The organism is Flavobacterium denitrificans DSM 15936, from assembly GCF_000425445.1.
GTDB lineage: Bacteria > Bacteroidota > Bacteroidia > Flavobacteriales > Flavobacteriaceae > Flavobacterium > Flavobacterium denitrificans.
This window is the reverse complement of record NZ_KE384379.1, coordinates 35875-50240: the sequence shown is the minus strand read 5'-3', so window position 1 is coordinate 50240 and position 14366 is coordinate 35875. Positions and strand designations below refer to the sequence as shown.

The 14366-nt window shown below is 34.7% G+C and carries 7 protein-coding genes; 5 read left to right on the top strand and 2 right to left on the bottom strand.

Annotation, left to right across the window (positions count from 1 at the left end; genetic code table 11):
• Positions 1–125 precede the first annotated feature (125 nt).
• Both rpoC and H600_RS0119820 read left to right on the top strand, forming a co-directional pair.
• Complete coding sequence (rpoC, locus tag H600_RS0119825) at positions 126–4436, top strand: DNA-directed RNA polymerase subunit beta' (protein ID WP_026730427.1); 4311 nt, start codon at positions 126–128, stop codon at positions 4434–4436.
• Between the two features lie 10 nt (positions 4437–4446).
• Positions 4447–4758: a DUF3467 domain-containing protein gene (locus H600_RS0119820; protein ID WP_012024017.1), complete on the top strand. Its 312-nt coding sequence runs from the start codon at positions 4447–4449 to the stop codon at positions 4756–4758.
• 237 nt (positions 4759–4995) lie between these two features.
• Here the strand turns inward: H600_RS0119820 and H600_RS0119815 are convergent, their stop codons facing one another.
• Both H600_RS0119815 and H600_RS0119810 read right to left on the bottom strand, forming a co-directional pair.
• The gene (locus tag H600_RS0119815; RefSeq protein ID WP_026730426.1) at positions 4996–6588 is read right to left on the bottom strand and encodes a peptide chain release factor 3; all 1593 of its coding nucleotides are present in this window, start codon (positions 6586–6588) and stop codon (positions 4996–4998) included.
• A 147-nt stretch (positions 6589–6735) separates the two neighbouring features.
• Positions 6736–8175, bottom strand: coding sequence for an alpha-amylase (locus H600_RS0119810; protein WP_026730425.1), 1440 nt, complete (start codon positions 8173–8175; stop codon positions 6736–6738).
• Between the two features lie 518 nt (positions 8176–8693).
• On the opposite strand from H600_RS0119810, the gene H600_RS0119805 reads away from it, so the two are divergent.
• The 3 genes from H600_RS0119805 (at position 8694) to H600_RS0119795 (ending at position 14302) form a co-directional block, all read left to right on the top strand.
• Positions 8694–10121, top strand: coding sequence for a peptidylprolyl isomerase (locus H600_RS0119805; protein WP_026730424.1), 1428 nt, complete (start codon positions 8694–8696; stop codon positions 10119–10121).
• Positions 10122–10199: 78 nt separating this feature from the next.
• Positions 10200–11153 carry an AAA family ATPase gene (locus H600_RS0119800; protein WP_026730423.1) on the top strand — a complete coding sequence of 318 codons (954 nt, stop codon included), beginning with the start codon at positions 10200–10202 and terminating at the stop codon, positions 11151–11153.
• Between the two features lie 377 nt (positions 11154–11530).
• Complete coding sequence (locus H600_RS0119795) at positions 11531–14302, top strand: bifunctional aconitate hydratase 2/2-methylisocitrate dehydratase (RefSeq protein ID WP_026730422.1); 2772 nt, start codon at positions 11531–11533, stop codon at positions 14300–14302.
• Positions 14303–14366 lie beyond the last annotated feature (64 nt).

The following is a 14366-nucleotide window of genomic DNA, read 5'->3' as shown; positions in this document are numbered from 1 at the left end:
TTAAGTCGAAAGTTTGAAAGTCCAAAGTCTAAAGTCAGCAATGACTTTAAAAACTTTATGACATTTGACTTTAGACTAGGCTAAGAATCAATTTTTTAATTGCAAATAAATCAATAGTAAAAACTATGATGAATAACAGAAACAATAATAAAGATAAGAATCCAGTAAAAAGATTTAACAAAATTTCTATTGGATTGGCTTCACCAGAATCTATCTTGAAAGAATCAAGAGGAGAGGTTTTAAAGCCAGAAACAATCAACTATAGAACTCATAAACCAGAGCGTGACGGACTTTTCTGCGAAAGAATCTTCGGACCAGTAAAAGATTTCGAATGTGCTTGTGGTAAGTATAAAAGAATTCGTTACAAAGGTATCATCTGTGACCGTTGTGGTGTTGAAGTTACAGAGAAAAAAGTACGTCGTGATAGAGTAGGACACATCAACCTTGTTGTGCCAATTGCTCACATCTGGTACTTCCGTTCTCTTCCAAACAAAATTGGTTATATCCTTGGTCTTCCATCTAAGAAATTAGATATGATAATTTACTACGAAAGATACGTAGTAATTCAGCCAGGTATTGCTAAAAATGCAGATGGAGAATCATTACAAAGATTAGATTTCTTAACTGAAGAAGAATACTTAAACATTTTAGATACTCTTCCGCAAGAAAACCAATATTTAGACGATTTAGATCCTAATAAATTTGTTGCCAAAATGGGGGCAGAGTGTATTATGGATTTATTAGCTCGTATTGACCTAGATGCTTTATCTTATGAATTAAGACACAGCGCTAACAATGAGACTTCTAAACAAAGAAAAACTGAGGCTTTAAAAAGATTACAAGTTGTTGAGTCTTTCCGTGAGTCTAACGAAAACCGCGAAAATCGTCCAGAATGGATGATCATGAAAGTGGTTCCAGTTATTCCACCAGAATTACGTCCACTTGTACCACTTGATGGAGGTCGTTTTGCAACTTCAGATTTGAACGACTTATATCGTCGTGTAATCATCCGTAACAACCGTTTGAAAAGATTAATGGAGATTAAAGCTCCAGAAGTTATCTTAAGAAACGAGAAACGTATGTTACAAGAATCTGTAGATTCATTATTCGATAACACTCGTAAAGCTTCTGCTGTTAAAACAGAATCTAACAGACCATTAAAATCATTATCTGACTCATTAAAAGGTAAACAAGGACGTTTCCGTCAAAACTTACTTGGTAAACGTGTGGATTATTCTGCTCGTTCGGTAATTGTCGTTGGTCCAGAGTTAAAATTATATGAGTGCGGATTGCCAAAAGATATGGCTTCTGAGTTATACAAACCTTTCGTTATCCGTAAATTGATCGAAAGAGGTATTGTAAAAACAGTAAAATCTGCTAAGAAAATTATTGATAAGAAAGAGCCTGTAGTTTGGGATATCCTTGAAAACGTAATTAAAGGACACCCAGTATTACTTAACCGTGCTCCTACTTTGCACAGACTTGGTATTCAAGCATTCCAACCAAAATTAATTGAAGGAAAAGCGATCCAGTTACACCCATTAGTATGTACGGCTTTCAACGCCGATTTCGATGGTGACCAGATGGCGGTTCACTTACCATTAGGACCAGAGGCTATTTTAGAGGCACAATTATTAATGTTGGCTTCTCACAATATCTTGAACCCTGCAAATGGTGCTCCAATTACTGTACCTTCTCAGGACATGGTCTTGGGTCTATACTATATGACCAAAGAGCGTATTTCTACAGAAGATCACATTATTTTAGGTCAGGATTTGACTTTCTATTCTGCTGAAGAAGTAAACATTGCATTAAACGAAGGAAGATTAGAATTGAATGCTCGTGTGAAAATTAGAGCTAAAGATTTTAATGATGCTGGAGAATTAGTGTACAAAATCATTCAAACAACTGCAGGACGTGTATTATTTAACGAAGTAGTACCTGAAGCAGCTGGATATATCAATGACGTATTGACTAAGAAAAACCTTAGAGATATTATCGGACACATTTTAAGTGTGACTGATGTACCTACAACGGCAGCTTTCTTGGATAATATGAAAGATATGGGTTATAAATTCGCATTTAGAGGAGGTTTATCATTCTCTTTAGGTGATATTAGAATTCCAGAACAAAAAACTAAGTTAATTGCAGATGCCAGAGAGCAAGTTGAAGGTATCTCAACTAACTATAACATGGGTCTTATCACAAATAACGAGCGTTACAACCAAGTTATTGATGTATGGACTTCAGCAAATGCGCAGTTAACAGAATTAGCAATGAAAAATATTAGAGAAGACCAACAAGGTTTCAACTCTGTATATATGATGCTTGACTCTGGGGCGAGGGGTTCTAAGGAGCAGATTCGTCAGTTAACTGGTATGCGTGGTTTGATGGCTAAGCCTAAAAAATCTACTGCTGGTGGTGGAGAAATTATTGAAAACCCGATTCTTTCTAACTTTAAGGAAGGTCTTTCGATCCTTGAGTACTTCATTTCTACTCACGGTGCTCGTAAAGGTCTTGCGGATACGGCTCTTAAAACGGCCGATGCTGGTTACTTAACAAGAAGGCTTCACGACGTTTCGCAAGATGTTATTGTTAACATCGAAGATTGTGGAACTTTAAGAGGTGTTGAAGTTGCGGCATTGAAGAAAAATGAGGAAATCGTTGAATCTTTAGGAGAGAGAATTCTTGGACGTGTTGCATTACAAGACGTTATTAATCCTCTTACTAATGAAGTAATGGTTAAATCTGGAGAGCAAATTACTGAAGCAATTATGAGAACTATCGAAGCTTCTCCAATTGAAAAAGTAGAGGTTAGATCTCCATTAACTTGTGAAGCTTTAAAAGGTATTTGTGCTAAATGTTACGGTAGAAACTTAGCTACTGGTAAAATGACACAAAGAGGTGAAGCTGTCGGAGTTATTGCAGCTCAGTCTATTGGAGAGCCAGGTACACAGTTGACACTTCGTACGTTCCACGTTGGAGGGGTTGCTGGAGGTATCTCTGAAGAGTCTAGTATTGTTACAAGATTCGCAGGTAGACTTGAAATTGAAGATTTAAAAACAGTTAAAGGCGAAGATGGAGAAGGAAATTCTGTTGATATCGTAGTTTCACGTTCAACTGAATTAAAATTAGTTGACGAGAAAACTGGAATTGTTTTAAATACGCATAACATTCCTTACGGTTCTAGTATTTTTGTAAATGATGGAGATACTGTTGGGAAAGGAACTGTAATCTGTAAATGGGATCCATATAACGGTGTAATTGTTTCTGAGTTTACTGGTAAGATCGCTTACGAGGATTTAGAGCAAGGACAATCGTTCATGGTTGAAATCGATGAGCAGACTGGTTTCCAAGAAAAAGTAATTTCTGAGGCTAGAAACAAAAAATTAATCCCAACTTTATTAGTTTACGGTAAAGAAGGTGAATTGATTCGTTCTTACAACTTGCCAGTAGGTGCACACTTAATGGTTGAAAACGGTGAGAAAATTAAAGCAGGTAAAGTATTAGTAAAAATCCCTCGTCGTTCTTCTAAAGCGGGCGATATTACGGGAGGTTTACCAAGAATTACTGAGCTTCTTGAGGCTCGTAACCCTTCAAACCCAGCAGTTGTATCTGAAATTGATGGTGTTGTATCTTTCGGAAAAATTAAAAGAGGTAACCGTGAGATCGTTATCGAATCTAAATTTGGTGAGATTAAAAAGTATTTAGTTAAACTTTCTAGCCAAATCTTAGTACAAGAAAATGACTTCGTAAGAGCGGGAGTTCCATTATCTGATGGTGCAATTACACCAGATGATATCTTAAGAATTCAAGGTCCAGCTGCTGTTCAACAGTACTTGGTAAATGAAATTCAAGAGGTTTACCGTTTACAAGGGGTAAAAATTAATGATAAGCACTTTGAGGTAGTTATTCGTCAAATGATGCGTAAAGTAAGAGTTCAGGATCCAGGGGATACTTTATTCTTAGAAGATCAATTAATTCACACTAAAGACTTTATCGTTCAAAACGATAAGTTATACGGTATGAAAGTAGTTGAAGATGCTGGAGATTCTTCAGTATTGAAACCAGGTCAGATCATTACACCTCGTGAATTACGTGATGAAAACTCATTATTGAAACGTACAGATAAAAATCTTGTTGTAGCAAGAGATGTAATTACAGCGACTGCAACGCCAGTTCTTCAAGGTATTACAAGAGCTTCGTTACAAACTAAATCATTCATTTCTGCGGCTTCATTCCAGGAGACAACGAAAGTACTTAACGAAGCTGCAGTGGCTGGTAAAGTAGATGACTTAGAAGGATTAAAAGAAAATGTAATTGTTGGACACAGAATTCCTGCGGGAACTGGTATGAGAGAATACGATAACACTATCGTAGGATCTAAAGATGATTACAACGAAATGATGGCTAATAAAGAAGAATACATTTATTAATTAGGAAACTATGAGTAATCCGAAACAACAACAAGAGCAAATTAACATTGAGTTAGACGAAACAATTGCAGAAGGAATTTATTCTAATCTTGCGATTATCAATCATTCTTCATCAGAGTTTGTTTTAGATTTTGTAAGCATTATGCCGGGTATTCCTAAAGCCAAGGTAAAGTCAAGAATTGTCTTGACACCACAACATGCTAAAAGATTATTGAGAGCAATAGGTGAAAATATCCACAGATTTGAAGCTGCTCATGGCGAAATCAAAGAAACGGAACAAGCACCAATTCCACTTAATTTTGGTCCTGCGGGACAAGCATAAATTTTAAAGCCCCATTTTTATGGGGCTTTTTTTATATTCTATTTGATTGTGCAGTTTATCCGATTTAATTTGTATTTCATCGACTAAATTTCTCCTTTAAAACAGATTCAAGTACTTTAGTGAAACCTAATTAGAAAAGATTTAATTTGGAATAATAACTCAGTAAGGTTGTCATTAATTCAAATAAAAAAAAGCGCTATATAATTTATAGCGCTTTTTTTATTAATCTTAATTGTATTAGTCAAATTCCGAAGTAAAGAATAATTTCACACTTGGATATTTACTCTGTGTCATTTGAATAGTAAAATCAGAATCAGCTAAGAATACTAATTGTCCGTATTTATCATGAGCTAAGAATTTTTGCTTGATACGTTTAAATTCTTTGAATTCCTCATTTTTAGCATCATCAGGTTTTACCCAGCAAGCTTTGTGTACAGGGAAATTTTCGTAAGTACATTTTGCACCATATTCATGCTCTAGACGATATTGAATTACCTCATACTGAAGTGCTCCAACTGTTCCAATAACTTTACGGTTGTTCATTTCTAAAGTAAATAACTGCGCTACACCTTCATCCATCAATTGATCTACACCTTTTTCTAATTGCTTGGCTTTCATTGGGTCAGCGTTGTTGATGTATCTAAAGTGCTCTGGAGAGAAACTCGGAATTCCTTTAAAACTCATGATTTCGCCTTCCGTCAAAGTATCTCCAATTTTAAAGTTTCCGGTATCATGCAAACCAACAATATCTCCAGGATAAGAAATGTCTACAATTTCTTTTTTCTCCGCGAAAAAGGCATTCGGACTAGAAAATTTTAAATTTTTCTTCTGACGAACATGATAATACGGTTTATTTCTTTCAAAAGTTCCCGAAACAATTTTGATAAATGCTAGACGATCACGGTGTTTAGGATCCATATTCGCGTGGATTTTGAAAACAAAACCAGACATTTTTTCTTCCGTAGGTTCAACTGTACGAGTTTCAGAATCTTTTGCTCTCGGAGATGGAGCGATAGTAATGAAACAATCCAACAATTCACGAACTCCAAAATTATTTAAGGCAGAACCAAAGAATACCGGCTGGATTTTTCCATCTAAATAATCCTGACGTTCAAATTTTGGATAAACTTCATCAATCAATTCTAATTCTTCACGAAGTTTATTTGCTGCTTTTTCGCCTACAATTTTATCTAATTCTGGATTGTTTTGCACATCAGAAAAAGCAATTGTTTCTTCAATATTTTTACGGCTGTCTCCACTGAAAAGATTGATGTTTTCTTCCCATAAATTGTAAATTCCTTGGAAATCATAACCCATTCCGATAGGGAAACTTAGAGGTGTAACTTTTAAACCTAATTTTTGTTCAACTTCATCCATTAGATCGAAAGCATCTTTACCTTCACGGTCTAATTTATTGATAAAAACAATCATAGGAATGTTGCGCATTCTACAAACTGCAACCAGTTTTTCAGTTTGTTCCTCAACCCCTTTTGCAACGTCAATCACAACGATTACGCTGTCAACAGCAGTTAAAGTTCTAAATGTATCTTCAGCAAAATCCTTGTGTCCAGGAGTATCGAGGATGTTGATTTTTTTGTCTTTATAATTAAAAGCAAGTACAGAAGTTGAAACCGAGATACCTCTTTGGCGTTCGATCTCCATAAAGTCACTCGTTGCTCCTTTTTTGATTTTATTGTTTTTTACAGCACCTGCTTCTTGAATAGCACCTCCAAATAAAAGTAATTTTTCAGTTAAAGTTGTCTTACCAGCATCGGGATGCGATATAATTCCAAATGTTCTTCTGCGTTGTATTTCTTTTAAAAAGCTCATATTTTGTATAAATAGGTTGCAAAAGTACTATTAAATTACGGCTTTTTAAAAATATTCAGTTCTTAAATTTGGGAAGACTTTCCTGTTGGGAAGTTTTTAGAAAAAATAAGGCTGTTTTGCAACAGCCTTAAATAGTCATTTTTTAAATTACTGGTTAATTGACCAGATTGAATATCCTTTTGGAGGACATTGTATTTTTACCCATTTATCTGCTTGAGTAGTAGGGTACCAAGTTGAGTTTCCTGTAAAATCTTTAATTTGAGTATTAGCCCAGTTGGTTTGAATCCATCTTTCCTGCCATACATCTGAGTTGTTGATGTAAACTACTAATCCCGGATTTCCGTTGTATCCATTTCTTCTTGCAACATATTCATCATTATCAGAATATAAAATTGAAGTTGTTCCGGTTGCTTTGTTATTGTGAATCCAGATTAGATTATTCAATTTATTTTTGTCTAGCCATTCTTCGTAGTCTCTGTAGAAAATAGTTGGATATCCTTCATGCGTTAATATATAGGAGTAAGCTAACATTTTGCTCCAAATTTCATCTGTATCGTGATTAGTAACAAAAGTCACGGCCTTGTATGGATTTCGTTTCCACATCATGTCATCATTCAAAAGAGCAAGATTATTTCCGTCAAAAGCATCATTCATTTTGTAATAGCACGCAAAATCGAAAACAGAACTATTAGCATTATTTGCCCACCATTCTAATGTATTTACGTTTGAATCCCAATATTCGCCAACAGAAAATCCACCAACATTAGCATTCCAAGCGTTTACAACCCAAGGCCCAAAACCTTTTACGTAATCAAATCTCCAGCCGTCGAATTTCATAGTGTTTTTATAATATTTTCCAACTCCATCTGTTCTTAGCCACAGCCAATCTTTTACATTTTGAGCAGCATGGCATAAATCTGGAAATCCGCCAAAAGCGCCTTCATCATTATTTCCAAGACTGTTCTTGTAAAAATCATTATAAGTACGTTTGAATTTTCCCGATGCAATTCCAGTAAAGTTTGTCCAAGTGTTGGTTCCCGTAAACGGATTCGCTTCAGATTGCCCGCCGCTGTTATGATTGATTACAATGTCGGCATATACTTTTATGTTTTGAGCATGTGCATTTGTAATCAAATTTACTAATTCAGTTTTTGATCCAAATCGAGTTTCAATACTTCCATTTTGATTATAATCTCCAAAATCAAAATAATCAGTTGGATCATAACCCATTGAAAACGCCCCGTTTTGAGCTTTTGAAGCTGGAGGTAGCCAGATAGATCCAATTCCTGCATTTCCCCAGGCAGTTACTTTACCGCTAACAGTATTCCACCATGTTCCGCCGGCAGGAACATCCCAATAAAAGGCCTGCATCATAACACCACCGCCCGGATTGTCAACATATTTCCCTGTAAGCGATGATTTTGCACCTGTACTAAAAGGCTTTCCGTCATGGTGTGTAACATTAATAATCTCAAATTGTTGACTTTCAGCTTTTAAATCAGCGTCGAGAGTGTCATTTTGTGAGCATGAGCATAATAATGCCGTAATCATGCTCACAAACAAAAATTTTGCTTGTGGTTTTTTCATAATAGATTTGGTTAAAATGGTTAATAAAGTTAGTAATTGCGCAATTTTTAAGCTTTAAAAAGAATAAATTCTTAAATTAAACCCTCTTAAATTGTTAATTATTTACGAATGTAGGTTTTTTTGATTCGATTCGTGTTTGCAAAAAAAATAGTTATACAGCGAAAACGTTGTAGTGTTAAAAAGTTTTTTTTATATCATTATAAATTAGTATGTTGAGTATTTTTTAAAGAAGCCTTTAGATGAATATTTTGTATTGAAAAATGATATTCAATTAACTCAGTAAGTACTTTTTGAATACTTTATTTTTAGCACAATCTCTATAATTTTTTGTTAATAGTATAAGCGATAGTTGTATTATGTAATTGAATTGTTATTTTTGTTCGTTATAAGTAAAATAACTAGAGTTTAATTGTTTACTGCTTTTAAAGTTCATCTCTAAAATAAAGCAAATTGAGCTATTAGTTTTTAAAAAGGATATTCTAAAACAAGATCTTTACATTTAAATTAAATCTAAAATAATGTTATTAAAAAAATTACAGCTAAAAACAATTGATTACAAGCTTGTATTGACAATGTGTTTTTTACTTTTTTTCAGCTCAATGATTTCGGCTCAGGAAATTATTCCAGATGTTGTGGCTCAAAAACCAGCTGAAGTTCCTGTCGGAAGACAAAAAATTGACGGTATTATTGCGACCGTTGGTGATTATATTGTTTTAGATTCTGATATTGATAAGGGGTTTTTAGAAATTACAGCGTCTGGCGGTAGTGTAAACGGTATTACAAGATGCCAAATGCTGGGTAAACTTTTGGAAGATAAATTATATGCGCACCAAGCGATTCAGGATAGTATCATTGTTAGTGATGCCGAGATTAGAGGCATGATGGAAGACCGTTTGAACTATATGGTTAAGCAGGTTGGAAATATTGAAAAAGTAGTAGAATATTACAAGAAAAGTTCTGTTGAAGAATTTAAAACCTATTTTGCAGACATCTTGAAAGAGCAAAAACTTGCTAATGAAATGAGGGATAAAATTGTTAAAGATGTTGAAATTACTCCAGAGGAGGTTCGTAATTTCTTCAAAAAGATCCCAAAAGATGAATTGCCAACCTTTGGAGCTGAAATGGAAGTTGCTCAAATTGTAGCAGAACCAAAAGTTTCCAAAGAAGACAAACAAAAAGTAATCGACAGATTGAACGCTATCAGGCAAGATGTTATTGAGGGTTCAAGTTTTGCAACTAAAGCCGTTTTGTATTCACAAGATCCGGGGTCATCTTCAAACGGAGGTTATTATAAAATGACTAGGAAAACTCCTTTTGTAAAAGAGTTTAAAGATGTAGCATTTAGTCTTCAAGAAGGTGAAATTTCACAGCCTTTTGAAACAAATTTTGGTTTCCACATTATTATGGTTGATAAAATCAAAGGTCAGGAAGTTGAATTGCGTCATATTTTGATTTCCCCTACAGTCTCTGAAAATGCTTTAAAAGAGGCAAAAGAAAGACTTGCAAACATTCGTACTAAAATTGTAAACAAAGAAATTTCTTTTGCAGATGCTGCGAGAACGGAATCGGATGAAAAAGAAACAAGAGCAAATGGAGGAACTTTAGTGAATCCTAATACGCAAGACACACGTTTTGAATTGACAAAAATGGATCCGCAATTGTACAGCCAGGTTTCAAACTTGAAAGACACTGAAATCTCTCAGCCACTTTTAAATGTAGATGATAAAGGAAAAAAAACGTATAAAATAATTACGGTAACTAACAGAATCAATGATCATACAGCAGATTATGCTCAAGATTATACAAAAATTAAGGATTTGGCATTGAAAGAAAAGCAAATCAATGCAATTGCAAAATGGTTTGATGCTAAGATAAAAGATACTTACATTAAAATTATTGGAGAATACAGACAATGTGATTTTGCTAATAATTGGCTGAAAAAATAATTTTTATAAAATAAATAAAAAGAGTTAGTTTTATGAAACCATAGAGCTAGCTCTTTTTTAATTTAAAAACATACTTAAATGTCTGACGTTACAGCAATTCATAATTTAGTTCAAAAAAGAAACGAGTTAAAATCAGAAATAGCAAAAATCATTGTAGGCCAAGATGCCGTTGTTGATCAAATTTTACTTTGCATTTTTTCAGGCGGACACGCCTTGCTGATTGGAGTTCCGGGTTTGGCAAAAACATTAATGATAAACACTTTGTCTCAAGCTTTAGGATTGGATTTTAAAAGAATTCAGTTTACACCAGATTTAATGCCGTCTGATATTTTAGGAAGTGAGATCCTGGATGAAAACAGGCAGTTTAAATTCATCAAAGGACCAATTTTTTCTAATATTATTTTAGCCGATGAAATCAATAGAACGCCACCAAAAACTCAAGCTGCTTTGCTTGAAGCAATGCAAGAGCGTTCGGTTACAATTGCAGGGCATAATTACAAATTAGATTTGCCATATTTTGTATTGGCAACTCAAAACCCAATTGAGCAAGAAGGAACATATCCGTTGCCAGAAGCGCAGTTAGACCGTTTTATGTTTGCAATAAAACTGGAATATCCAACTTTTGAAGAAGAAGTACAGGTTGTAAAACGCACGACATCGGATGTTAAAACACCAATTAATGCGTTGTTTTCAGCACAGGAAATTATTGATTTTCAGCATTTGATTCGCAGAATTCCGGTTGCTGATAATGTTATTGAATACGCTGTGACTTTGGTAAGCAAAACTCGTCCAGATAATAATTTAGCAAATGATTTTGTGAAAAATTATTTAGATTGGGGAGCAGGACCAAGAGCTTCGCAGAATTTGATTTTGGCAGCAAAAACGCATGCAGCATTTAATGGAAAATTTTCACCAGATATTGAAGATGTAAAAGCAGTTGCAGTTGGGATTTTGAGACACAGAATTATTAAAAACTATAAAGCAGATGCTGAAGGAATAACTGAGGAAGTTATTATTAAAAAGCTGATGTAATTTTATAAAATAGATTTATTAAAATCCTGATAATTTATTATCAGGATTTTTGCTTTTTAGACTTTTAAAAAATTGGCTGAAATGACGTTTAAAAAGACAACTACAACGTTATAATTTGTTATTTAGAAAGGTTCTTAGCTAAATAGAGGTAAAATCGTACTTACGTTGTAACATTAAATTTCGACTTTGTTAAAGAAAAGATTTTAAAATACCAATAATTCATTTTTTTAATATAAAATTGATTTTTTGTTAAAAACAAGCACTGAAAATCGTTTTTTAGCAATAATAATTTTTGAAAAGACGACTTCTATTAAATTTTTTTTAATTATGGTCTTTAATGTTTAAATTTGCCTCAAAAAAATAAATCCGCTTTTATTATGAATATTTATCAGGATTACCTTCAAGAAATTGAAGAAAGAAAAAATCAAGGGCTACACCCTAAGCCAATCGATGGAGCTGAATTATTAAGTGAAATCATTGCTCAAATTAAAGATGTTGATAACGCAAATCGCGAAGAATCTCTTAAGTTTTTTATTTACAATACTTTACCGGGTACTACAAGTGCTGCAGGTGAAAAAGCAAAGTTTTTAAAAGAAATCATTTTAGGTCAATCTGTAGTAAAAGAGATTACACCTGCCTTTGCTTTTGAATTATTATCACACATGAAGGGTGGACCTTCAATCGAAGTGTTATTAGATTTAGCTTTAGGAAATGATGCTGCTATTGCAAAACAAGCCGCAGACGTTCTTAAAACACAAGTTTTCCTTTACGATGCAGATACTGACCGTTTGAAAGAAGCTTTCAAAGCGGGTAATGTATTCGCTAAAGAAATTATTGAAAGTTACGCAAAAGCTGAATTCTTCACTAAACTTCCAGAAATAGCTGAAGAAATTAAAGTTGTTACTTATATCGCTGGAGAAGGTGATATCTCTACAGATTTATTGTCTCCAGGAAACCAAGCACACTCTCGTTCAGATCGTGAGCTTCACGGTAAATGTATGATTACGCCTCAAGCACAAGAGGAAATTCAAGCATTGCAAGCAAAACATCCAGATGCAAGTGTAATGTTAATCGCTGAAAAAGGAACAATGGGAGTTGGTTCTTCTAGAATGTCAGGTGTAAACAACGTGGCGCTTTGGACAGGAAAACAAGCTAGTGAATATGTTCCTTTCGTAAATATTGCTCCAATTGTTGGAGGTACAAATGGTATTTCTCCAATTTTCCTTACTACAGTTGACGTAACTGGAGGTATTGGAATTGACCTTAAAAACTGGGTTAAAAAAGTTGATGCAGATGGGAAACCAGTATTGAACGAAAATAACGAGCCAATTCTTGAGCAAGCTTATTCTGTTGCTACAGGAACTGTTTTGACGATCAATACTCAAACTAAAAAATTATACAACGGTGATCAAGAATTAATCGATATTTCTAGATCATTTACTCCTCAGAAAAAAGAGTTCATTAGAGCTGGAGGATCGTATGCAATTGTTTTTGGTAAAAAATTACAAACATTTGCTGCAAAAGTTTTAGATATTGAGGCTCCTGCTGTATTTGCTCCATCTAAAGAAATTTCTAACGAAGGACAAGGTTTAACTGCAGTTGAAAAAATCTTCAACAAAAATGCAGTAGGTATTGCTCCAGGAAAAGTGTTGCACGCTGGTTCTGACGTTCGTGTAGAAGTAAACATTGTAGGTTCTCAAGATACTACAGGTCTTATGACTGCTCAAGAATTAGAGTCTATGGCAGCTACAGTTATTTCTCCAATCGTTGATGGTGCCTACCAATCTGGTTGTCACACAGCTTCTGTTTGGGATAAAAAAGCTCAGGCTAATATTCCTAAATTGATGAAGTTCATGAACAACTTTGGTTTGATCACAGCTCGTGACCCTAAAGGTGTTTACCACTCAATGACTGATGTTATCCATAAAGTACTTAATGATATTACAATCGACGAATGGGCAATCATTATCGGTGGTGACTCTCATACGAGAATGTCTAAAGGTGTTGCTTTTGGCGCTGACTCAGGAACTGTTGCTCTTGCATTAGCTACGGGAGAGGCTTCTATGCCAATTCCAGAATCTGTAAAAGTGACTTTCAAAGGAGATATGAAAGGGTATATGGATTTCCGTGATGTGGTTCACGCTACACAAGCGCAAATGCTTAAACAATTCAATGGTGAGAACGTATTCCAAGGAAGAATCATTGAGGTTCACATTGGAACTCTTACTGCTGACCAAGCGTTTACATTTACAGACTGGACTGCTGAGATGAAAGCTAAAGCTTCTATCTGTATTTCAGAAGATGATACTTTGATCGAATCATTGGAAATTGCAAAAGGCAGAATCCAAATCATGATCAATAAAGGAATGGATAATGACAGACAAGTTCTTCAAGGCTTAATCAACAAAGCTGATAAGAGAATTGCTGAAATTAAATCTGGTGAAAAACCGGCTTTAACTCCAGATGCAAATGCTAAATATTATGCTGAAGTTGTAGTAGATTTGGATCAAATCGCTGAGCCAATGATTGCTGACCCAGACGTAAATAATAAAGATGTTTCTAAGCGTTATACTCACGATACTATCAGACCATTATCTTTCTATGGTGGAGAGAAAAAAGTAGATCTTGGATTTATTGGTTCTTGTATGGTTCACAAAGGAGATATGAAAATCCTTGCTCAAATGTTGAAAAACGTTGAGGCACAAACAGGAAAAGTTGAATTTAATGCTCCTCTTGTAGTTGCTCCTCCAACTTACAACATCGTAGATGAATTGAAAGCTGAAGGCGATTGGGAAGTTTTGCAAAGATATTCAGGTTTCGAATTTGACGATAACGCTCCAAAAGGTGCTGCTCGTACAGAATACGAGAATATGTTGTACTTAGAGCGTCCTGGATGTAACCTTTGTATGGGTAACCAAGAAAAAGCGGCTAAAGGAGATACTGTAATGGCTACTTCAACACGTTTATTCCAAGGAAGAGTTGTAGAAGATGCTGAAGGTAAAAAAGGTGAATCATTGCTTTCTTCTACTCCGGTTGTCGTTCTTTCAACAATTTTAGGTAGAACTCCAACAATCGAAGAATACACTGCTGCAGTTGATGGAATCAACTTAACGAAGTTTGCGCCTTCTAACAAACAATTAGTTATGTAATCGAGAGATTATTTAATAATATTTTCAAAGCCCGAGTCATAAAACTCGGGCTTTTTTTGTAATA

Bases quoted from the DNA above. Each gene is read 5' to 3' on its own strand.
- rpoC (WP_026730427.1), top strand. From the start codon at position 126: ATGATGAATAACAGAAACAATAATAAAGATAAGAATCCAGTAAAAAGA.
- H600_RS0119820 (WP_012024017.1), top strand. From the start codon at position 4,447: ATGAGTAATCCGAAACAACAACAAGAGCAAATTAACATTGAGTTAGAC.
- H600_RS0119815 (WP_026730426.1), bottom strand. From the start codon at position 6,588: ATGAGCTTTTTAAAAGAAATACAACGCAGAAGAACATTTGGAATTATA.
- H600_RS0119810 (WP_026730425.1), bottom strand. From the start codon at position 8,175: ATGAAAAAACCACAAGCAAAATTTTTGTTTGTGAGCATGATTACGGCA.
- H600_RS0119805 (WP_026730424.1), top strand. From the start codon at position 8,694: ATGTTATTAAAAAAATTACAGCTAAAAACAATTGATTACAAGCTTGTA.
- H600_RS0119800 (WP_026730423.1), top strand. From the start codon at position 10,200: ATGTCTGACGTTACAGCAATTCATAATTTAGTTCAAAAAAGAAACGAG.
- H600_RS0119795 (WP_026730422.1), top strand. From the start codon at position 11,531: ATGAATATTTATCAGGATTACCTTCAAGAAATTGAAGAAAGAAAAAAT.